13 protein-coding genes are annotated in these 13,575 nt (G+C 67.5%); 11 read left to right on the top strand and 2 right to left on the bottom strand.

Features of this window, described 5'->3' with window-relative positions; all coding sequences use genetic code 11:
* Positions 1-545: 545 nt before the first annotated feature.
* The 11 genes from AC1D1G_RS11890 to AC1D1G_RS11940 all read left to right on the top strand — a co-directional run bounded on the left by AC1D1G_RS11890 (position 546) and on the right by AC1D1G_RS11940 (position 11,336).
* The gene (locus tag AC1D1G_RS11890) at positions 546-893 is read left to right on the top strand and encodes a hypothetical protein (protein WP_280784775.1); all 348 of its coding nucleotides are present in this window, start codon (positions 546-548) and stop codon (positions 891-893) included.
* A gap of 157 nt (positions 894-1,050) precedes the next feature.
* Positions 1,051-1,668, top strand: a complete 618-nt coding sequence (locus AC1D1G_RS11895; RefSeq protein WP_477952256.1) for a hypothetical protein — start codon at positions 1,051-1,053, stop codon at positions 1,666-1,668.
* Between the two features lie 141 nt (positions 1,669-1,809).
* Positions 1,810-2,190: a decarboxylase gene (locus AC1D1G_RS11900; RefSeq protein ID WP_477952257.1), complete on the top strand. Its 381-nt coding sequence runs from the start codon at positions 1,810-1,812 to the stop codon at positions 2,188-2,190.
* A 48-nt stretch (positions 2,191-2,238) separates the two neighbouring features.
* Positions 2,239-2,943, top strand: coding sequence for a TetR/AcrR family transcriptional regulator (locus tag AC1D1G_RS11905; RefSeq protein ID WP_477952259.1), 705 nt, complete (start codon positions 2,239-2,241; stop codon positions 2,941-2,943).
* A gap of 8 nt (positions 2,944-2,951) precedes the next feature.
* Positions 2,952-3,878, top strand: a complete 927-nt coding sequence (locus AC1D1G_RS11910) for an ABC transporter ATP-binding protein (RefSeq protein ID WP_280784771.1) — start codon at positions 2,952-2,954, stop codon at positions 3,876-3,878.
* Positions 3,875-5,512, top strand: coding sequence for an ABC transporter permease (locus AC1D1G_RS11915; protein ID WP_477952261.1), 1,638 nt, complete (start codon positions 3,875-3,877; stop codon positions 5,510-5,512). Before AC1D1G_RS11910 ends, AC1D1G_RS11915 begins: the two co-directional genes overlap by 4 nt.
* 27 nt (positions 5,513-5,539) lie before the next feature.
* Positions 5,540-6,292, top strand: coding sequence for an IclR family transcriptional regulator (locus AC1D1G_RS11920; RefSeq protein ID WP_477952263.1), 753 nt, complete (start codon positions 5,540-5,542; stop codon positions 6,290-6,292).
* Positions 6,293-6,447: 155 nt separating this feature from the next.
* A complete protein-coding gene (locus tag AC1D1G_RS11925; RefSeq protein WP_005256569.1) occupies positions 6,448-6,600 on the top strand; it encodes a hypothetical protein in 153 nt (50 codons plus the stop codon).
* 142 nt (positions 6,601-6,742) lie between these two features.
* The gene (locus tag AC1D1G_RS11930) at positions 6,743-7,714 is read left to right on the top strand and encodes a PDR/VanB family oxidoreductase (RefSeq protein ID WP_477952264.1); all 972 of its coding nucleotides are present in this window, start codon (positions 6,743-6,745) and stop codon (positions 7,712-7,714) included.
* A gap of 31 nt (positions 7,715-7,745) precedes the next feature.
* Positions 7,746-8,948 carry a cytochrome P450 gene (locus AC1D1G_RS11935; protein WP_477952279.1) on the top strand — a complete coding sequence of 401 codons (1,203 nt, stop codon included), beginning with the start codon at positions 7,746-7,748 and terminating at the stop codon, positions 8,946-8,948.
* Positions 8,949-9,056: 108 nt separating this feature from the next.
* Complete coding sequence (locus AC1D1G_RS11940) at positions 9,057-11,336, top strand: glycoside hydrolase family 3 C-terminal domain-containing protein (RefSeq protein WP_477952265.1); 2,280 nt, start codon at positions 9,057-9,059, stop codon at positions 11,334-11,336.
* Between the two features lie 7 nt (positions 11,337-11,343).
* Here AC1D1G_RS11940 and AC1D1G_RS11945 read toward each other — a convergent pair whose 3' ends face one another.
* Complete coding sequence (locus AC1D1G_RS11945) at positions 11,344-11,985, bottom strand: GntR family transcriptional regulator (protein WP_477952266.1); 642 nt, start codon at positions 11,983-11,985, stop codon at positions 11,344-11,346.
* A gap of 151 nt (positions 11,986-12,136) precedes the next feature.
* Positions 12,137-13,498, bottom strand: coding sequence for a dicarboxylate/amino acid:cation symporter (locus AC1D1G_RS11950; RefSeq protein WP_477952268.1), 1,362 nt, complete (start codon positions 13,496-13,498; stop codon positions 12,137-12,139).
* Between the last annotated feature and the right edge of the window lie 77 nt (positions 13,499-13,575).

The raw sequence follows: 13,575 nt of genomic DNA on the forward strand, positions 1-13,575 counted from the left end.
TGCACCTCTCGCACAAATCGTTGTTCTGGCGGTGATGATGTTCGGCCTTCTTGCGTTCAACGCATTTGCAGCGTCTGCGGCGCCAACCGACACGACGCGCGAGACCACAGTGCCGTTCCAGGTGTCGTCGCCCTATCTGTCTCGGTGTGGCGGGCTCGCCACGTGCATGCTCCCGTGGGTGGTCGCGATGACTCCCACAGCGACTTCGGGCGGGGAATCCGGAATGGTCGTGTTCGAAGCGCGAGAACCGCTTCCCACAGGCGCGTACTGCGAGAGCGCGTGGGTTCATTGGCTCAACCTCGAAACCGGCGCTCGCGGGTCCGTCCTACTGGAACCGGGCGCCCTTTATTCGTGCGAACGTCGATCGGCAGCGGTACGAACGGGAGCCGGTCAGGTTGTAGCGGTGGCAACGCTGAACTCTCCATGGCCCGTTCTCCATCCGGCCGGTGGGACGTTCGCCGTCCCCTGACGCGCGCGCGGAGGCACTCGAGCAGGCGGTGATTCAACAAATGCGGCGATCGTGTCCCAACGTGAAAGGAGTGCAAGTGAAAAGGTTTATCGCAGTAGCGATCTTATCCCTGATCCCGTTGGGCATCTGTGTGCCGGCGGCATTCGCCGACCCCGTCGATCCCGACCCGTTCGGTTACAAGGACCGGACATCCGACTTCGTCATACCTCTGGATCCCGGGGTGTTCGGAGCGAACGCAGGCAAATCGATCATCCTGAGTCCGTACGGCACGAGTCGGACGATCGAGTGTGCGTCCTTTCACGGGCAGAGTTGGTGTCGCCAGTTCGATCACGTCGGGAATGAACACGATCTGTACAAGATGAAGATTCCGACGGGGTCGACCGAGTGGGATTACCGCGGTGTCTGGATCTACAACCCGTTCTGACATCGACCCCGGTGAGCTTGCGGAACGGCCGAACGTAGCGAAGTGAGTGTCCACGGCGCCCGGATCGGCGAGAATTAACGCCGTGCGAGTTCCGGTCGGTCAGCTACCAGTTGGCCACCCGACGAGGCATTGTCCCGAGCAACAGGGGGTGTCGAGCATGGTGCAACGAGCGGAGCGGTACCGAGTGCGAAGGATCGGCAGTAGCGCGCCTCTCGCCATCCTCGCGATCATCCTGGCCGGAGTCTTTTTCGCGGGTGCGTGTGGGCAGCAGGACACGCAGTCTGACGCCGAATCGCAGCAGGACGCGACGACATCCGAGGCGATCCTGTTGCCTCAGGAGATTGTGGTGGGGTTGGACGTCGTCCAGACGTACTTCCCGGAGATGGAACAACAGACGGCGACGAGTGAGAACTCCACTGCTTCCGGTACTCCCGACGCGACGCGAATGGTGATCTACGAAGGGGGCGACGGCAGTAGGGTGACCGTCTCCGTCGATCGATATCCCAGCGTCGACGCAGCCGCGACCGCATTCGAGCAAGCGATCGACAACAGCGAAGCCGTCCAGGGGTTCGTGGCGCTACCGGCGCCGGCCGACGTCGGCGACAAGGCCTTCGCCGGCTCCGTGACCCAGGGAGACGACACGCACATCGGGTACGGCGCGCTCGCCGGCGAGTACGTGATCGGGGTGACCTCGGCCGGCTATCCGGCGACCACCGAGAACGTCGAGAAGCTGGCCGGTCTCACACACGACGCGGTCGAGAAGGCAACGGCATAGGGAAGAACGCGCGCGACAAGACCCGCCGCGGCGCCAACACCGCGTCAGGATTGCGGCCATCGGAGTCATAGTGCCGTCAAGAACGGCCGCGACCTCGCGTGGCGGGGGTAGATCTGGAACTGAATCCCCGAGGAGGTTCCGATGACGCTTCGTCTTCCCCACCCGTTCGTGCACGAGCAGCCACGGCAGAACATCGTGCTCGACCCTTCGGCGCTCGGCCCGGGGGTCGAGGACGCGCTGCGTGCGGTGATGGAACAGCCGCAACTGCGGCTGATCGGTTTCCGCTGCACAGCCGACTTCGACGCCATCGACGACGCGATCGGGCTGATGGAACAGGTCCGGCGCGACTACGGGGTGATCCTGACTGAACTGGTCCTGGAGGGCGCAGACCGGGCCGATCTGCGGGAGGTCATCGACGAGGCCCTTGACGAGGCGTGCGCCCGCAATCGGTATCCCCGCCCGAGCGTCGTGTTCACCGGACACCCGGCCGAGCCGGGACTCCCCGCGTTGACGAAATCTTGACGCCCTCACCCCTTGCGCTCGGTTGAACGCGCGTTTAGCGTATTAAACATGCGTTCAACCAGTGCCGGTTCCGAGGTCCCGCAACCCGATCTGACCACGCGTGCCCGAGTGCGCGACGCGGCCATCACGGTGTTCGGCAATCACGGCTTCAGTACCGGTGTACGGGCGATCGCCACCGCAGCCGGGGTGTCACCCGGTCTGGTGATTCACCACTTCGGTTCGAAGGACGGCCTGCGCGCCGAATGCGACGACCACGTCCTGCGGATCATCCGGGAGCAGAAGGCGGAGGCGATTTCGACCCCCGGGCCGGCGGGCACAATGCACGCCCTCGCCGAGATCGAGCAGTACGCCCCGCTCGTCGCGTACATCGTGCGGAGTTTCCAGGCGGGTGGAGGTCTCGGCGAGTCCCTCTTCGAGCACATGGTGGAAGACACCGAGCAGTATCTCGCGATGGGCGTGGCGGCCGGAACTGTCCGGCCCAGCCGCAACCCGAAGGCGCGGGCGCGCTACCTCACCCTCTACAACGTCGGCGCCATGCTGCTCTACCTGCAGATGCGCGCCGACAAGGAAACTCCGCTCGATTACGCCACGGCCATCCGCGACCTCGCCACCGACGTCACGCTGCCCGCCCTCGAGATGTACACCGAGGGCCTGCTGCCGGATTCGTCGACGCTCGAGGCATATCTGGCCACCGAAGACGGCGCCGCGCAGGCGGGCGCGGCTCGCTCAGAACATACCGACTCCCCGAACTAGGAGCAGCTATGAGTGCCATCATCGAAGTGCGCAACCTGGTCAAGACGTTCGGACGAACCCGGGCGTTGGACGGACTCGACCTCGAGGTCGGCGAAGGGGAGGTGCACGGCTTCCTCGGGCCGAACGGCGCCGGCAAATCCACCACCATTCGCGTTCTCCTCGGCAGCCTGCACTCCGACAGCGGTGAGGCCACCGTGTTCGGGCGCGACCCGTGGCGCGACGCCGTCGCCCTGCACCTCGACATGGCGTACGTCCCCGGCGACGTGACCCTGTGGCCGTCGTTGTCCGGCGGTGAGACCATCGACCTCCTCGCGCGGATGCGCGGCGGTCTGGACGAGCCCCGCAAGCAGGATCTGATCGAGCGTTTCGACCTCGACCCGCGGAAGAAGGGTCGGGCGTATTCGAAGGGCAATCGTCAGAAGGTGGCATTGGTGTCGGCGTTCTCGTCCGACGCTCGCCTGCTGCTGCTCGACGAACCGACGTCGGGCCTGGATCCGTTGATGGAACAGGTCTTCCGTGAGTGCGTCGCCGAGGCCCGCGACCGCGGTGTGACGGTGCTGCTGTCCAGTCACATCCTGTCCGAGGTGGAGGCGCTGTGCGAGCGGGTCACCATCATCCGGGCCGGACGCACGGTCGAATCCGGGACACTGGCGTCGATGCGGCACCTCAGCCGTACGTCGATCACCGCCGAACTTCTCGGTGACCCCGGCGATCTGAGCCGCATCGACGGCGTGGAAGACATCGAGTTCGACGGGTCGACGCTGCACTGCCAGGTCGACAGCGAACATCTCGGCGAGCTCATCCGCGTGCTCGGCGACACCGGGGTACGCAGCCTCGTCAGTCAGCCGCCGACCCTCGAAGAACTCTTCCTGCGGCACTACGAGATCGACGACGGTACAACGTCGTCCGACACGGTGGAGAAGGTGCGGGCATGAGTACCGCAACGGTGTCCCGCTACCGGCCCGTGGAACCGGCGCCGGTATCTTCCTCGGATTTCACGGGGACGCTGCACTTTCTGCGGTTGTTCCTGCGCCGGGATCGGATCGCGCTGCCGCTGTGGATCCTGATCTTCGCGTTCGCGCCCGCGCTGTACGTCGCGAGCATCGCCGACATCTACACCTCCGACGCCCAGCTGGCGGAGTTCGCGGCCACCACCGCGGCCAGCCCCGCGCAGATCGCCATGTACGGGCCGATCTTCAACTCCAGCCTCGGCTCGGTGGGCGTCTGGAAGGCCGGCATCTACTACACGCTGATCGGGCTGGTGGTGATCCTGACGGTCATCCGGCACACCCGCGCCGAGGAGGAGACCGGTCGGGCGGAGCTTCTCGACTCCACCTCCGTCGGACGGTACTCGGGCCTGACCGCGGCGCTGCTCCTCGCCGGCGGCGCGTCCGTAGTCACCGGAATCGTCTGTGCGGCAGCGTTGCTCGCCCGCGACCTTCCGGCGGGCGGTTCGGTCGCCTTCGGGACGTCACTGGCCTGCTCCGGTCTGGTGTTCACTGCGGTCGCCGCCGTTGCGGCGCAGGTGAGCACCGGCGCCCGCGTCGCACGCGGCGTCGCGTTGACGGTGCTCGGGGTCGCGTTCGCGCTGCGCGCGGTCGGTGACGCCGGGTCCGGCACCCTGTCGTGGTTGTCGCCGCTCGGCTGGGATCTGCAGATCCGGCCGTATGCCGAGGAACGCTGGTGGGTCGTCGTCCCCAGTCTCGTCACGGCAGTTGTACTCACCTGGGCGGCATACGCTCTCCTGCGTCGACGTGATGTCGGCGCCGGTCTGATCGCCGGACGCCCCGGCCCCACGGACGCGTCGCCGGCGCTCGCCGGAACTCTGGGACTGGCGTGGCGGATGCACCGCGGCACGCTCGCGGCCTGGACCGCCGGGCTCGGACTGTACGGCCTGCTCATCGGCAGCGCCGCGAAAGGGATCGGTGGCCAGGTCGGCGACAGCCAGACGATCCGGGACATCATCACCCGGATGGGCGGCTCGCAGTCGCTGGAGGAATCGTTCATCGGCTACGCGTTCACGATGCTCGCGGTCGCCGCCGCGGCCTACGCGATCTCCGCGTCGTTGCGGCTGTACTCCGAGGAGAACGCCCAGCGCCTCGAACCCGTGACTGCCGGTTCCGTCGGCCGCGTCCGGTGGGCGTCGAGCCACATCCTGTTCGCGCTGCTCGGACCTGCGGTCGCGATGATCGTGGCCGGAGCGGCCGCCGGACTCACGTACGGCGCATCCATCGGCGACGTGGGAGGAGCCCTGCCCGACGTGATCGGGGCGGCGCTCGTGCAACTTCCCGCGATCTGGATGCTCGCCGGCGTGACGGTCCTCCTGTTCGGTGTGGTCCCGCGGTTCACGCCGGTGGCGTGGGGCGTGCTCGTCGCGTTCCTCCTGATCTTCATGGTCGGGTCGATCGCGCAGTTCCCGCAGGCGGTGCTGAATCTGGAGCCGTTCAGCCACGCCCCGAAGCTGCCGGGTGGGCAGTTCGAGGCGACGCCGATCGTGTGGCTGCTCCTGATCACGGTGGTGCTGCTCGTGGTGGGCGTGGCGGCGTTCCGGCGGCGCGACCTGCGCTGAGCGCCGGCCGGTGTGCACACTGAACTCATGGCACGTGTGCACACCGGCGAATCCGTCCTGGCCCGGACGGTGCGGATAGTCGAATCGTTCCGTTCGGACGATTCGCTGCTCACGGTGTCCGAGATCGCGCGACGGTCCGGTCTCCACATCTCCACGACGTCGCGGTTGATCGACGAGCTGGTGGGGTGCGGCTGGCTCGAGCGTGAGGACCGGAAGGTGCGGATCGGGGTCCGCCTGTGGGAGGTCGCGTCGCGGGCGTCCCCGACCCTCGGACTCAGGGAAGCGGCGATGCCGTTCATGGAGGACCTGCACGCCGTCGTCGGGCAGCACACTCAGCTCGGTGTCCTCGAAGGCGACGAGGTGTTGTTCATCGAGCGGCTCACGGCACCGGGCGCCGTGGTCAACTACACGCGCATCGCGGGCCGGATGCCGCTCCACGTGTCTTCGTCCGGGCTGGTCCTGCTCGCGCACGGCCCGTCGGAGCTGCAGGAGCGCATCCTGAGCGAACCGTTGAAGGTCTACACCGACAACACGATTCGCACCGCACGACAGCTGAGGGGAGTCCTGGCCGACGTGCGCCGGCACGGCTACATCCTCTGCGCCGGACACCTCTACCCGGACACCACGGGCGTCGCGGTCCCGGTGCGGGACGGCCACGGCAAGGTGGTCGCCGCGCTGTCGGTCATCGTGCCGAACGACGAGAAGGCGTACGCGCAGATCCCCGCACTGCGGGCGGCGGCGAAGGGCATCACCCGCGTGATGGCGGCGGCGTCGACATGAGGCAAGCCCAGGTGGCAGATTCCCACGGATTTGCCGGAATCCGGCGCAATTGCGCGGGCGGCTGACCAATGTCTGTGACGCTGTGCGCGGTGGACTATCCGCCCCGCCCGTGCCACGGTGGAATCGGAACCACTTCTCCCAGAAAGCGCAGCATCATGGAAAGCACCTCGCAACCCAGCCCCCGGGAATGCCCGGACTGCCACGCGCTCACCGCGGACCTCGAGGCACACAAACTCTGGCACTCCCGGCTCGTCCACGACATCGCCACCGCCGTCGACAAAGACATCAGCCGAAGGGCGCACACCTGATAACTCAGCCTCGGCGGCGTCCGGGCGGGCAGCCTCGTTGAGTGACCCCGGTTACATCCCGACTTTCAACTATTGAAAATGATCTGGCGGCTCACCCCCGGCTCGGAAGATCCTCGAACAAACGCGAGATCGAGGAGTCGAGATGCCACAGAACCCGGTTTGTTCCGGTGCGCCAGCGGACGCGGCGCTGCGAGTTGTCGCCAAAGAGCTTGTCGCGGACGGTGTTGTCGCACTGACCCTGCGTCACCCCGACGGCCGGCGCCTCCCGGACTGGGCCCCGGGGGCCCACATCGACCTGCTGCTCCCCAACGGGCTGACGCGGCAGTACTCGCTGTGCGGTGACCGGTGGGACGCGTACAGCTACCGGGTCGGGGTGCTGCGGGAACCGGCGGGCCGGGGCGGGTCGGCGTACGTCCACGACGTACTCGCGGAGGGTGATCTCGTCGGGGTCGGCGGTCCGCGCAACAACTTCCCGCTCGTCCCCGCACCGAGGTACCTGTTCATCGCCGGCGGTATCGGGATCACCCCGCTGCTGCCGATGGTCCGCCAGGCGGAGCTGATGGGAATCGACTGGCAACTCCTGTACGGCGGCCGCACCCGCACGTCCATGGCGTTCCGGGACGAACTTGCCGCCTACGGCGACCGGGTGTCCGTCGTGCCTCGCGACGAGCAGGGCCACCTCGACCTCCCCGCGTGTCTCGCGGCGGTCGCCGCCGACGCGAAGGTCTACGTCTGCGGGCCCGGACCGCTGCTCGCCGCCGTCGAAAACTGCTGCGCGGATTGGCCTGTCGGTACGCTGCGGACCGAACGCTTCGTGCCGAAGGACAACGGCGCGCCGGTGCGCGACGAACCGTTCGAGGTCGAACTCGCGCGCTCCGGCCTTGCGGTGACGGTGACACCCGGCGCCAGCGTCCTCGACGCCGTGCAGGCGGCCGGGGTCGACGTTCTGTCCTCGTGCCGCGAGGGCACGTGCGGGACCTGCGAGACCACCGTCCTCGCCGGCGCCCCCGACCACCGCGATTCCGTCCTCGACGACGAGGAGCGGTCCGCCGGCGACTGCATGCTCATCTGCGTTTCCCGGTCCTGCTCCGACCGCCTCGTGCTCGACCTCTGACACCCCCACCCCGAAGGGACTCACCGTGACGATGTTCGCCCCCGCTCCCGCGTTGCCCGTCAGCGACGCCGACCCGTTCGCCCTCGACGTCCTACGGGACCCGTTACCGTTCCAGGCCGATCTGCGGGACGCCGGACCAGTCGTGTACCTGCGGCGATACGACGTCTTTGCGCTGGGCCGCTACGAGCAGGTCCATGCCGCGCTGACCGACTGGCAGTCGTTCCAATCCGCTGCCGGGGTCGGCCTGAGCAACTTCCGGTACGAGACGCCGTGGCGTCCCCCGAGTGTCCTGCTCGAGGCCGACCCGCCGCACCACGACGCTCCGCGGGTGGTGCTGAGCAAGATTCTGGGCCCCCGCGCGCTGCAGAAACTGCGGGCAGCGTGGTTCCGGGACGCGGAGGTCCTCGTCGACCAGTTGCTCGCGAACACAACCGAATTCGACGCGGTCACCGACCTCGCCGCAGCGTTTCCGCTGCGGGTCTTTCCGGATGCCGTCGGCATTTCCGACGCCGGACGGGAGAACCTGCTGCCGTACGGGGACCACGCATTCAACAGTTTCGGTCCCGCCAACAGTCTGGTGGAGAAGGGGGCGCCGCGGGTGGCCGAACTGTCCGGATGGGTGAAGGCGCAGTGTGCCCGCGACGCGCTCACCGGCGACGGCTTCGGCGCGCAGATCTGGGCGGCGGCGGACCGCGGCGACATCACGTACGAGCAGGCGCCGCTCGTCGTGCGCTCGTTGCTGACGGCGGGGGTGGACACCACGGTCAACGGTCTCGCGGCCGTGCTCTACGCGTTCGCGACGCATCCGGAGCAGTGGGCGAGGCTGCGCGAGAACCGCACGCTGGCCCGGACGGCGTTCGACGAGGCGGTCCGGTGGGAGTCGCCGGTCCAGACGTTCTTCCGCACTGCCACCCGCGACACCGAGATCGGCGGTGCGACCATCCCGGACGGCAAGAAGATCCTGATGTTCCTCGGCGCCGCGAATCGGGACCCCCGCAGGTGGGAGAACCCGGACGTGTTCGATCTCGGCCGCAACCCGTCGGGGCACGTGGGGTATGGGATGGGAATTCACCAGTGCGTCGGCCAGCACGTCGCCCGGCTCGAATCGGAGGCGCTGCTGACGGCACTGGCGTCGCGGGTGGAGTCGCTGGAGATCGCCGGGCCGGTGCGCCGGCACCTGAACAACACGCTGCGGTCGTGGGAATCCGTGCCGGTCGTGGTGCGGCTGTCGTAGGCGGGAAAACCATACGTACGTATGTATTGGCACGGCGGAAAGTCGCACCGATTCGACGGTCCCCCCGATACGATGCTCCCGACCCCGGCCGCCACGGAGAGAGGGACCATGGACACTCGTTCGTCCGCATCCGCCGAACTCACCACCGAAGAGAAGGCCTCGCTCACCAGCGGTGAGAACTTCTGGGAGACAAAGGCGCTCGACCGGGTGGGTGTCCCCTCGATCTATCTCACCGACGGCCCACACGGAGTGCGGAAGCAGACCGGCGGCGGCGACCACCTCGGCATCGGCGACAGCGTGCCCGCGACGTGCTTCCCACCGGCGGTCGCGCTGGGTTCGACCTGGGACCCGGACCTGCTCGAGGCGGTCGGTCGGGCCCTCGGTGACGAGGCGAAATCCGAGGGCGTCGGGGTCCTGCTGGGGCCGGGTATCAACATCAAGCGTTCACCGCTCTGCGGCCGCAACTTCGAGTACCTGTCCGAAGACCCGATTCTGAGCGGCCGACTCGGTGCCGCCCTCGTCGACGGACTGCAGGGACGGGGGGTCGGCGCGTCGCTGAAGCATTTCGCCGCCAACAACCAGGAGACCGACCGGCTCCGGGTGAGCGCCGACATCGACGCGCGGCCCCTGCACGAGATCTACCTGCGCGGGTTCCGGCACGTGGTCGAGCACGCGGCTCCGTGGACGGTGATGTGCTCGTACAACCGCATCAACGGCGTCTACGCGTCGGAGAACCGGTGGCTACTCACCGACGTCCTCCGCGGCGAATGGGGTTTCGACGGGCTCGTCGTCTCCGACTGGGGTGCCGTGTCGAATCGGGTTGCCGCGCTCTCCGCCGGGCTCGATCTCGAGATGCCGTCGACCAACGGGGTCACCGACGCCCAGATCGTCGCCGCGGTCGAGTCCGGTGCCCTCGCGCAGTCCGCACTCGACACCGCGGCGGAAAGGGTGCTCGCGCTGGTCGAGAAGGTGCGGTCGAACCTCGATCCCTCCGCCGACTACGACCGCGACGCCCACCACGCCCTCGCCCGCGATGTCGCCGCCCGTAGTGTCGTGCTGCTGAAGAACGACGGAATCCTTCCGCTCGATCCCACAGCGAACACGACGATCGCCGTGATCGGCGAGTTCGCACGCACTCCGCGCTACCAGGGTGCGGGCAGTTCGCAGATCGTCCCGACCCGCCTCGACAACGCTCTCGACGAGATTCGGACGCTCGCCGTCGGCCCCGAGATCACGTTCGCGCCCGGATACTCACTCGATGAATCCGACAGCGCGACAAATACACTGGTCGACGAGGCGGTGTCGCTGGCCGCCTCCGCCGAGATCGCCGTCGTGTTCCTCGGGCTCCCCGCGGAGGACGAGTCGGAGGGATTCGACCGGGAACACATCGAACTGCCCGCGGCGCAGACCGAACTGCTCGACGCGGTGCTCGCGGCCAACCCGCGCGTCGTGGTCGTGTTGTCCAACGGCAGCGTCGTGCGAGTGTCGGGTTGGGCCGGGCGAGTCCCCGCGATCGTGGAGGGCTGGCTCCTCGGTCAGGCCGGTGGGGGAGCCGTCGCCGACGTGCTCTTCGGGGTGGTCAACCCGTCGGGCCGGCTGGCCGAGACGATTCCCGTTCGACTCGAGGACACCCCGGCGTACCTCGACTTCCCGGGCGAGGCGGGCCACGTGCGGTACGGGGAAGGCCTGTTCGTCGGCTACCGGTATCACGACAGCCGGGACGTGGCGGTGAGTTTCCCTTTTGGGCATGGCCTTTCGTACACCAGCTTCGACTATTCCGCCCCCGCCGCGACGCGGACCGCCGCCGGACTCGAGGTTGCGCTGACGGTCACGAACACCGGGCCCCGGGACGGACGTGAGGTGGTCCAGGTGTACGTCGGCGTCCCCGGTTCGGCAGTGACCAGGCCGGTGCGCGAGCTGAAAGGTTTCGCGAACGTCGACATCGCGGCCGGTGCGAGCGAATCCGTCCGGATCCCGATTCCGTTCGAGGACCTGGCGTACTTCGATGCGGCGCTGTCGCGGTGGGTCGTCGAAGGCGGCGACTACCGGGTGTGGGTCGGCGCCTCGTCGCGGGACCTGCGCGGGGAGGTGGTCGTGACGGTCAAGGGTGACGCACCCCTTCCGGTGCTCACGGCGGAGTCCACGATCGGTGAATGGCTGGCGCATCCGGTGGGGAGCGAGATCCTCGGGGAGGCGCTGGCGCAGACCTCCGGGTCGGGCGTGTTCGACGACCCGTCACTGCTGCGCATGGCCGCCTCGATGCCGCTGAACCGCGTCGCGGCATTCCCCGGCAGTCCGATCGGCACCGAGCAGTTGGATGCCTTGGTCCGGCGCGCCGAACGGCCGCCGCGGGTGATGACCGATCATGCCCGCGGCGGCCGTTCGTAGCGGCAGGTTACGAGGTGGACTCGTCGATGTCGAAGAGTTCGCCGATCAGGCCGCCGAGGAACCGTCGGTGTTGCGACGATATCTCGGCGGCCGCTGCTTCGTCCCGGGCCGCGCACAGTGTGATCAGGTTGTCGTGGTGCTCGATGGCGTCCTGCCAGCCGCGGAGGCTGGAGAACTTGCGGTAGTAGATCCGGTGGATCTGCGGGTGCACCTGGTGCATGAGGCGCTTGAGCAGTGGGTTGCCTGCGGCGTCGACGATGACGCCGTGGAGAGTGTCGTCCGCAGCGAGGGCGGCACCGATGTTGTCGGTCTTGATCGCCTGCGCGAGGTCGTCGTTGGCGGTGCGCATCACGTCGATCATGTCGTCGGTGAGGTTGGGCACCCCCGTTTTCACGGCCAGTTGATCCAGGACCTCCATCACCGCCAGCGTTGCCTCGACATCGGCCCGGTTCAGCGGGGTGATCCGGGTGAAGGCGGCGGGTTTGGCCTCGACGAGTCCGGTGTCGATCAGCCGTGTCAGAGCCTCTCGCACCGGGGTGCGGCTCAGGCCCAGATGTTCGGCCAGCTCGCTGTCCTTGACCTTGGATCCGGGCGCGAGCTCACCGGTGACGATCGCGTCGCAGATCCGCTCGAACGCGACGTCGCTCATGCGGGGGCGCTCCACCGGATTATCACGCAACATACTGGATACTGTACTCTGCACGCCGCACGCTCCCGGGGGCCGCGTGGGTGAGTGCCGGGCGCCTTGTCGTGACGATACCGAGTGCGTCTTCGTCGACTGTCCATTGTCCGGGCCCCCGCTACCCATCCGCGCTGCGTCGCCCGGCGAGGACCTTGTCGCCGAGTTCGTCGCCCGGCGTTGCGGCGGACCGGCCGGCCTTCGCCTCGGCCTTCTCCTCGGACTTGTCGATCACCGATGCGGCGAGGGAGTTTCCGACGACGTTGACCGCGGTGCGGGCCATGTCGGCGATGAAGTCCACCCCGAGCAGGAGCGCGACGGCTTCGGCGGGCAGGCCGATGGTGTTACCTGCGGCGATGAGCACCACGATCGAGGCGGAGGCAACGCCGGCCATGCCCTTGGACAAGATGACCAGCACGCCGACCATCAGCAGCAGGGTGGGGATCGAGGTGTCGACGCCGTACGCGTTGGCGAGGAAGACCAGGGCGACAGCCTGGTAGAGAACGGAGCCGTCGGTGTTGAACGAGTAGCCGAGCGGCACGACGAACGAGGTCGTCGAGCGGCTGACGCCGAGCCCCTCGAGCTTGAGCAGTAGCGGCGCGAGCACTGCCTCGGAGCTGCGGGTGACGAACGCGAGGCCGACCAGATTTCCGATGGCCTTGAGCATGGTGACGTACTCGACGCGGAAGATCGCGGCGATGATCGGAAAGATGACGCCGAGGATGATCGCCATACCGACGTAGACGACGGCGAGGAAGCCGAGCAGGCTCGACAGGTTCCCGAACCCGTAGTGCGCGACGTCGTAGCTGATGAAGCCCAGGACCCCGAGGGGCGCGAGGCGAATGACGTAACCGACCACCTTGAACATCGCGCTGGCGAGTGAGTCGAGTACGGACGTCATCGGCTTCGACTGCTCACCGATCGCGGCGAGTGCGACGCCGACGAACCCGGCGAACACGATCACTGCCAGCAGGTTCCCCTCCGCGAAGGCGGCGAAGACGTTCTTGGGAACAGCGTGCAGGAGTAGTTCGTGGAAGTCGATTCCCTGCTCGAGGGTCTCGACGGACGCACCGTCGGCGCCGGCGACGGGGGCGCCGGAACCGATGTCGAGCAGCTTCGCAAGCGCGACGGCCATCAGCAGGATGATCGTGGTGACGACCTCGAAGTACAGGATCGCCTTGGCGGCCATGCGCCCGACCTTCTTCGCCGAATCCATGCGCGCGATGCCGAGCACGATGAGCGGGAAGACCAAGGGGACGACGATCATCTGAACAAGGTTGAGGAACACGTCGCCGGCCAGTTTGAGTTGCTCGCCGACGGCGGGGGCGAACGTGCCGATGAGTGCGCCGACGCCGACGGCGATCAGTGACTGCACGCCGATCGGCAGCTTCCAGAACTTCCACCACCTGCGTGGGGTGCGAGACGCGTCGGCGTCCTCGGGTGCTGTCGCGGAGTCAGCGGGGATGGCTCGGGTTGTCGTCATTCAGCAGCTCCAATATATTGGATGTGGTGTACTGTTCGACAACAGTGATCGACGTCATAGTCCCTGTCAAGTAGAAC

It is taken from the genome of Rhodococcus sp. P3_B8 (assembly GCF_056402775.1).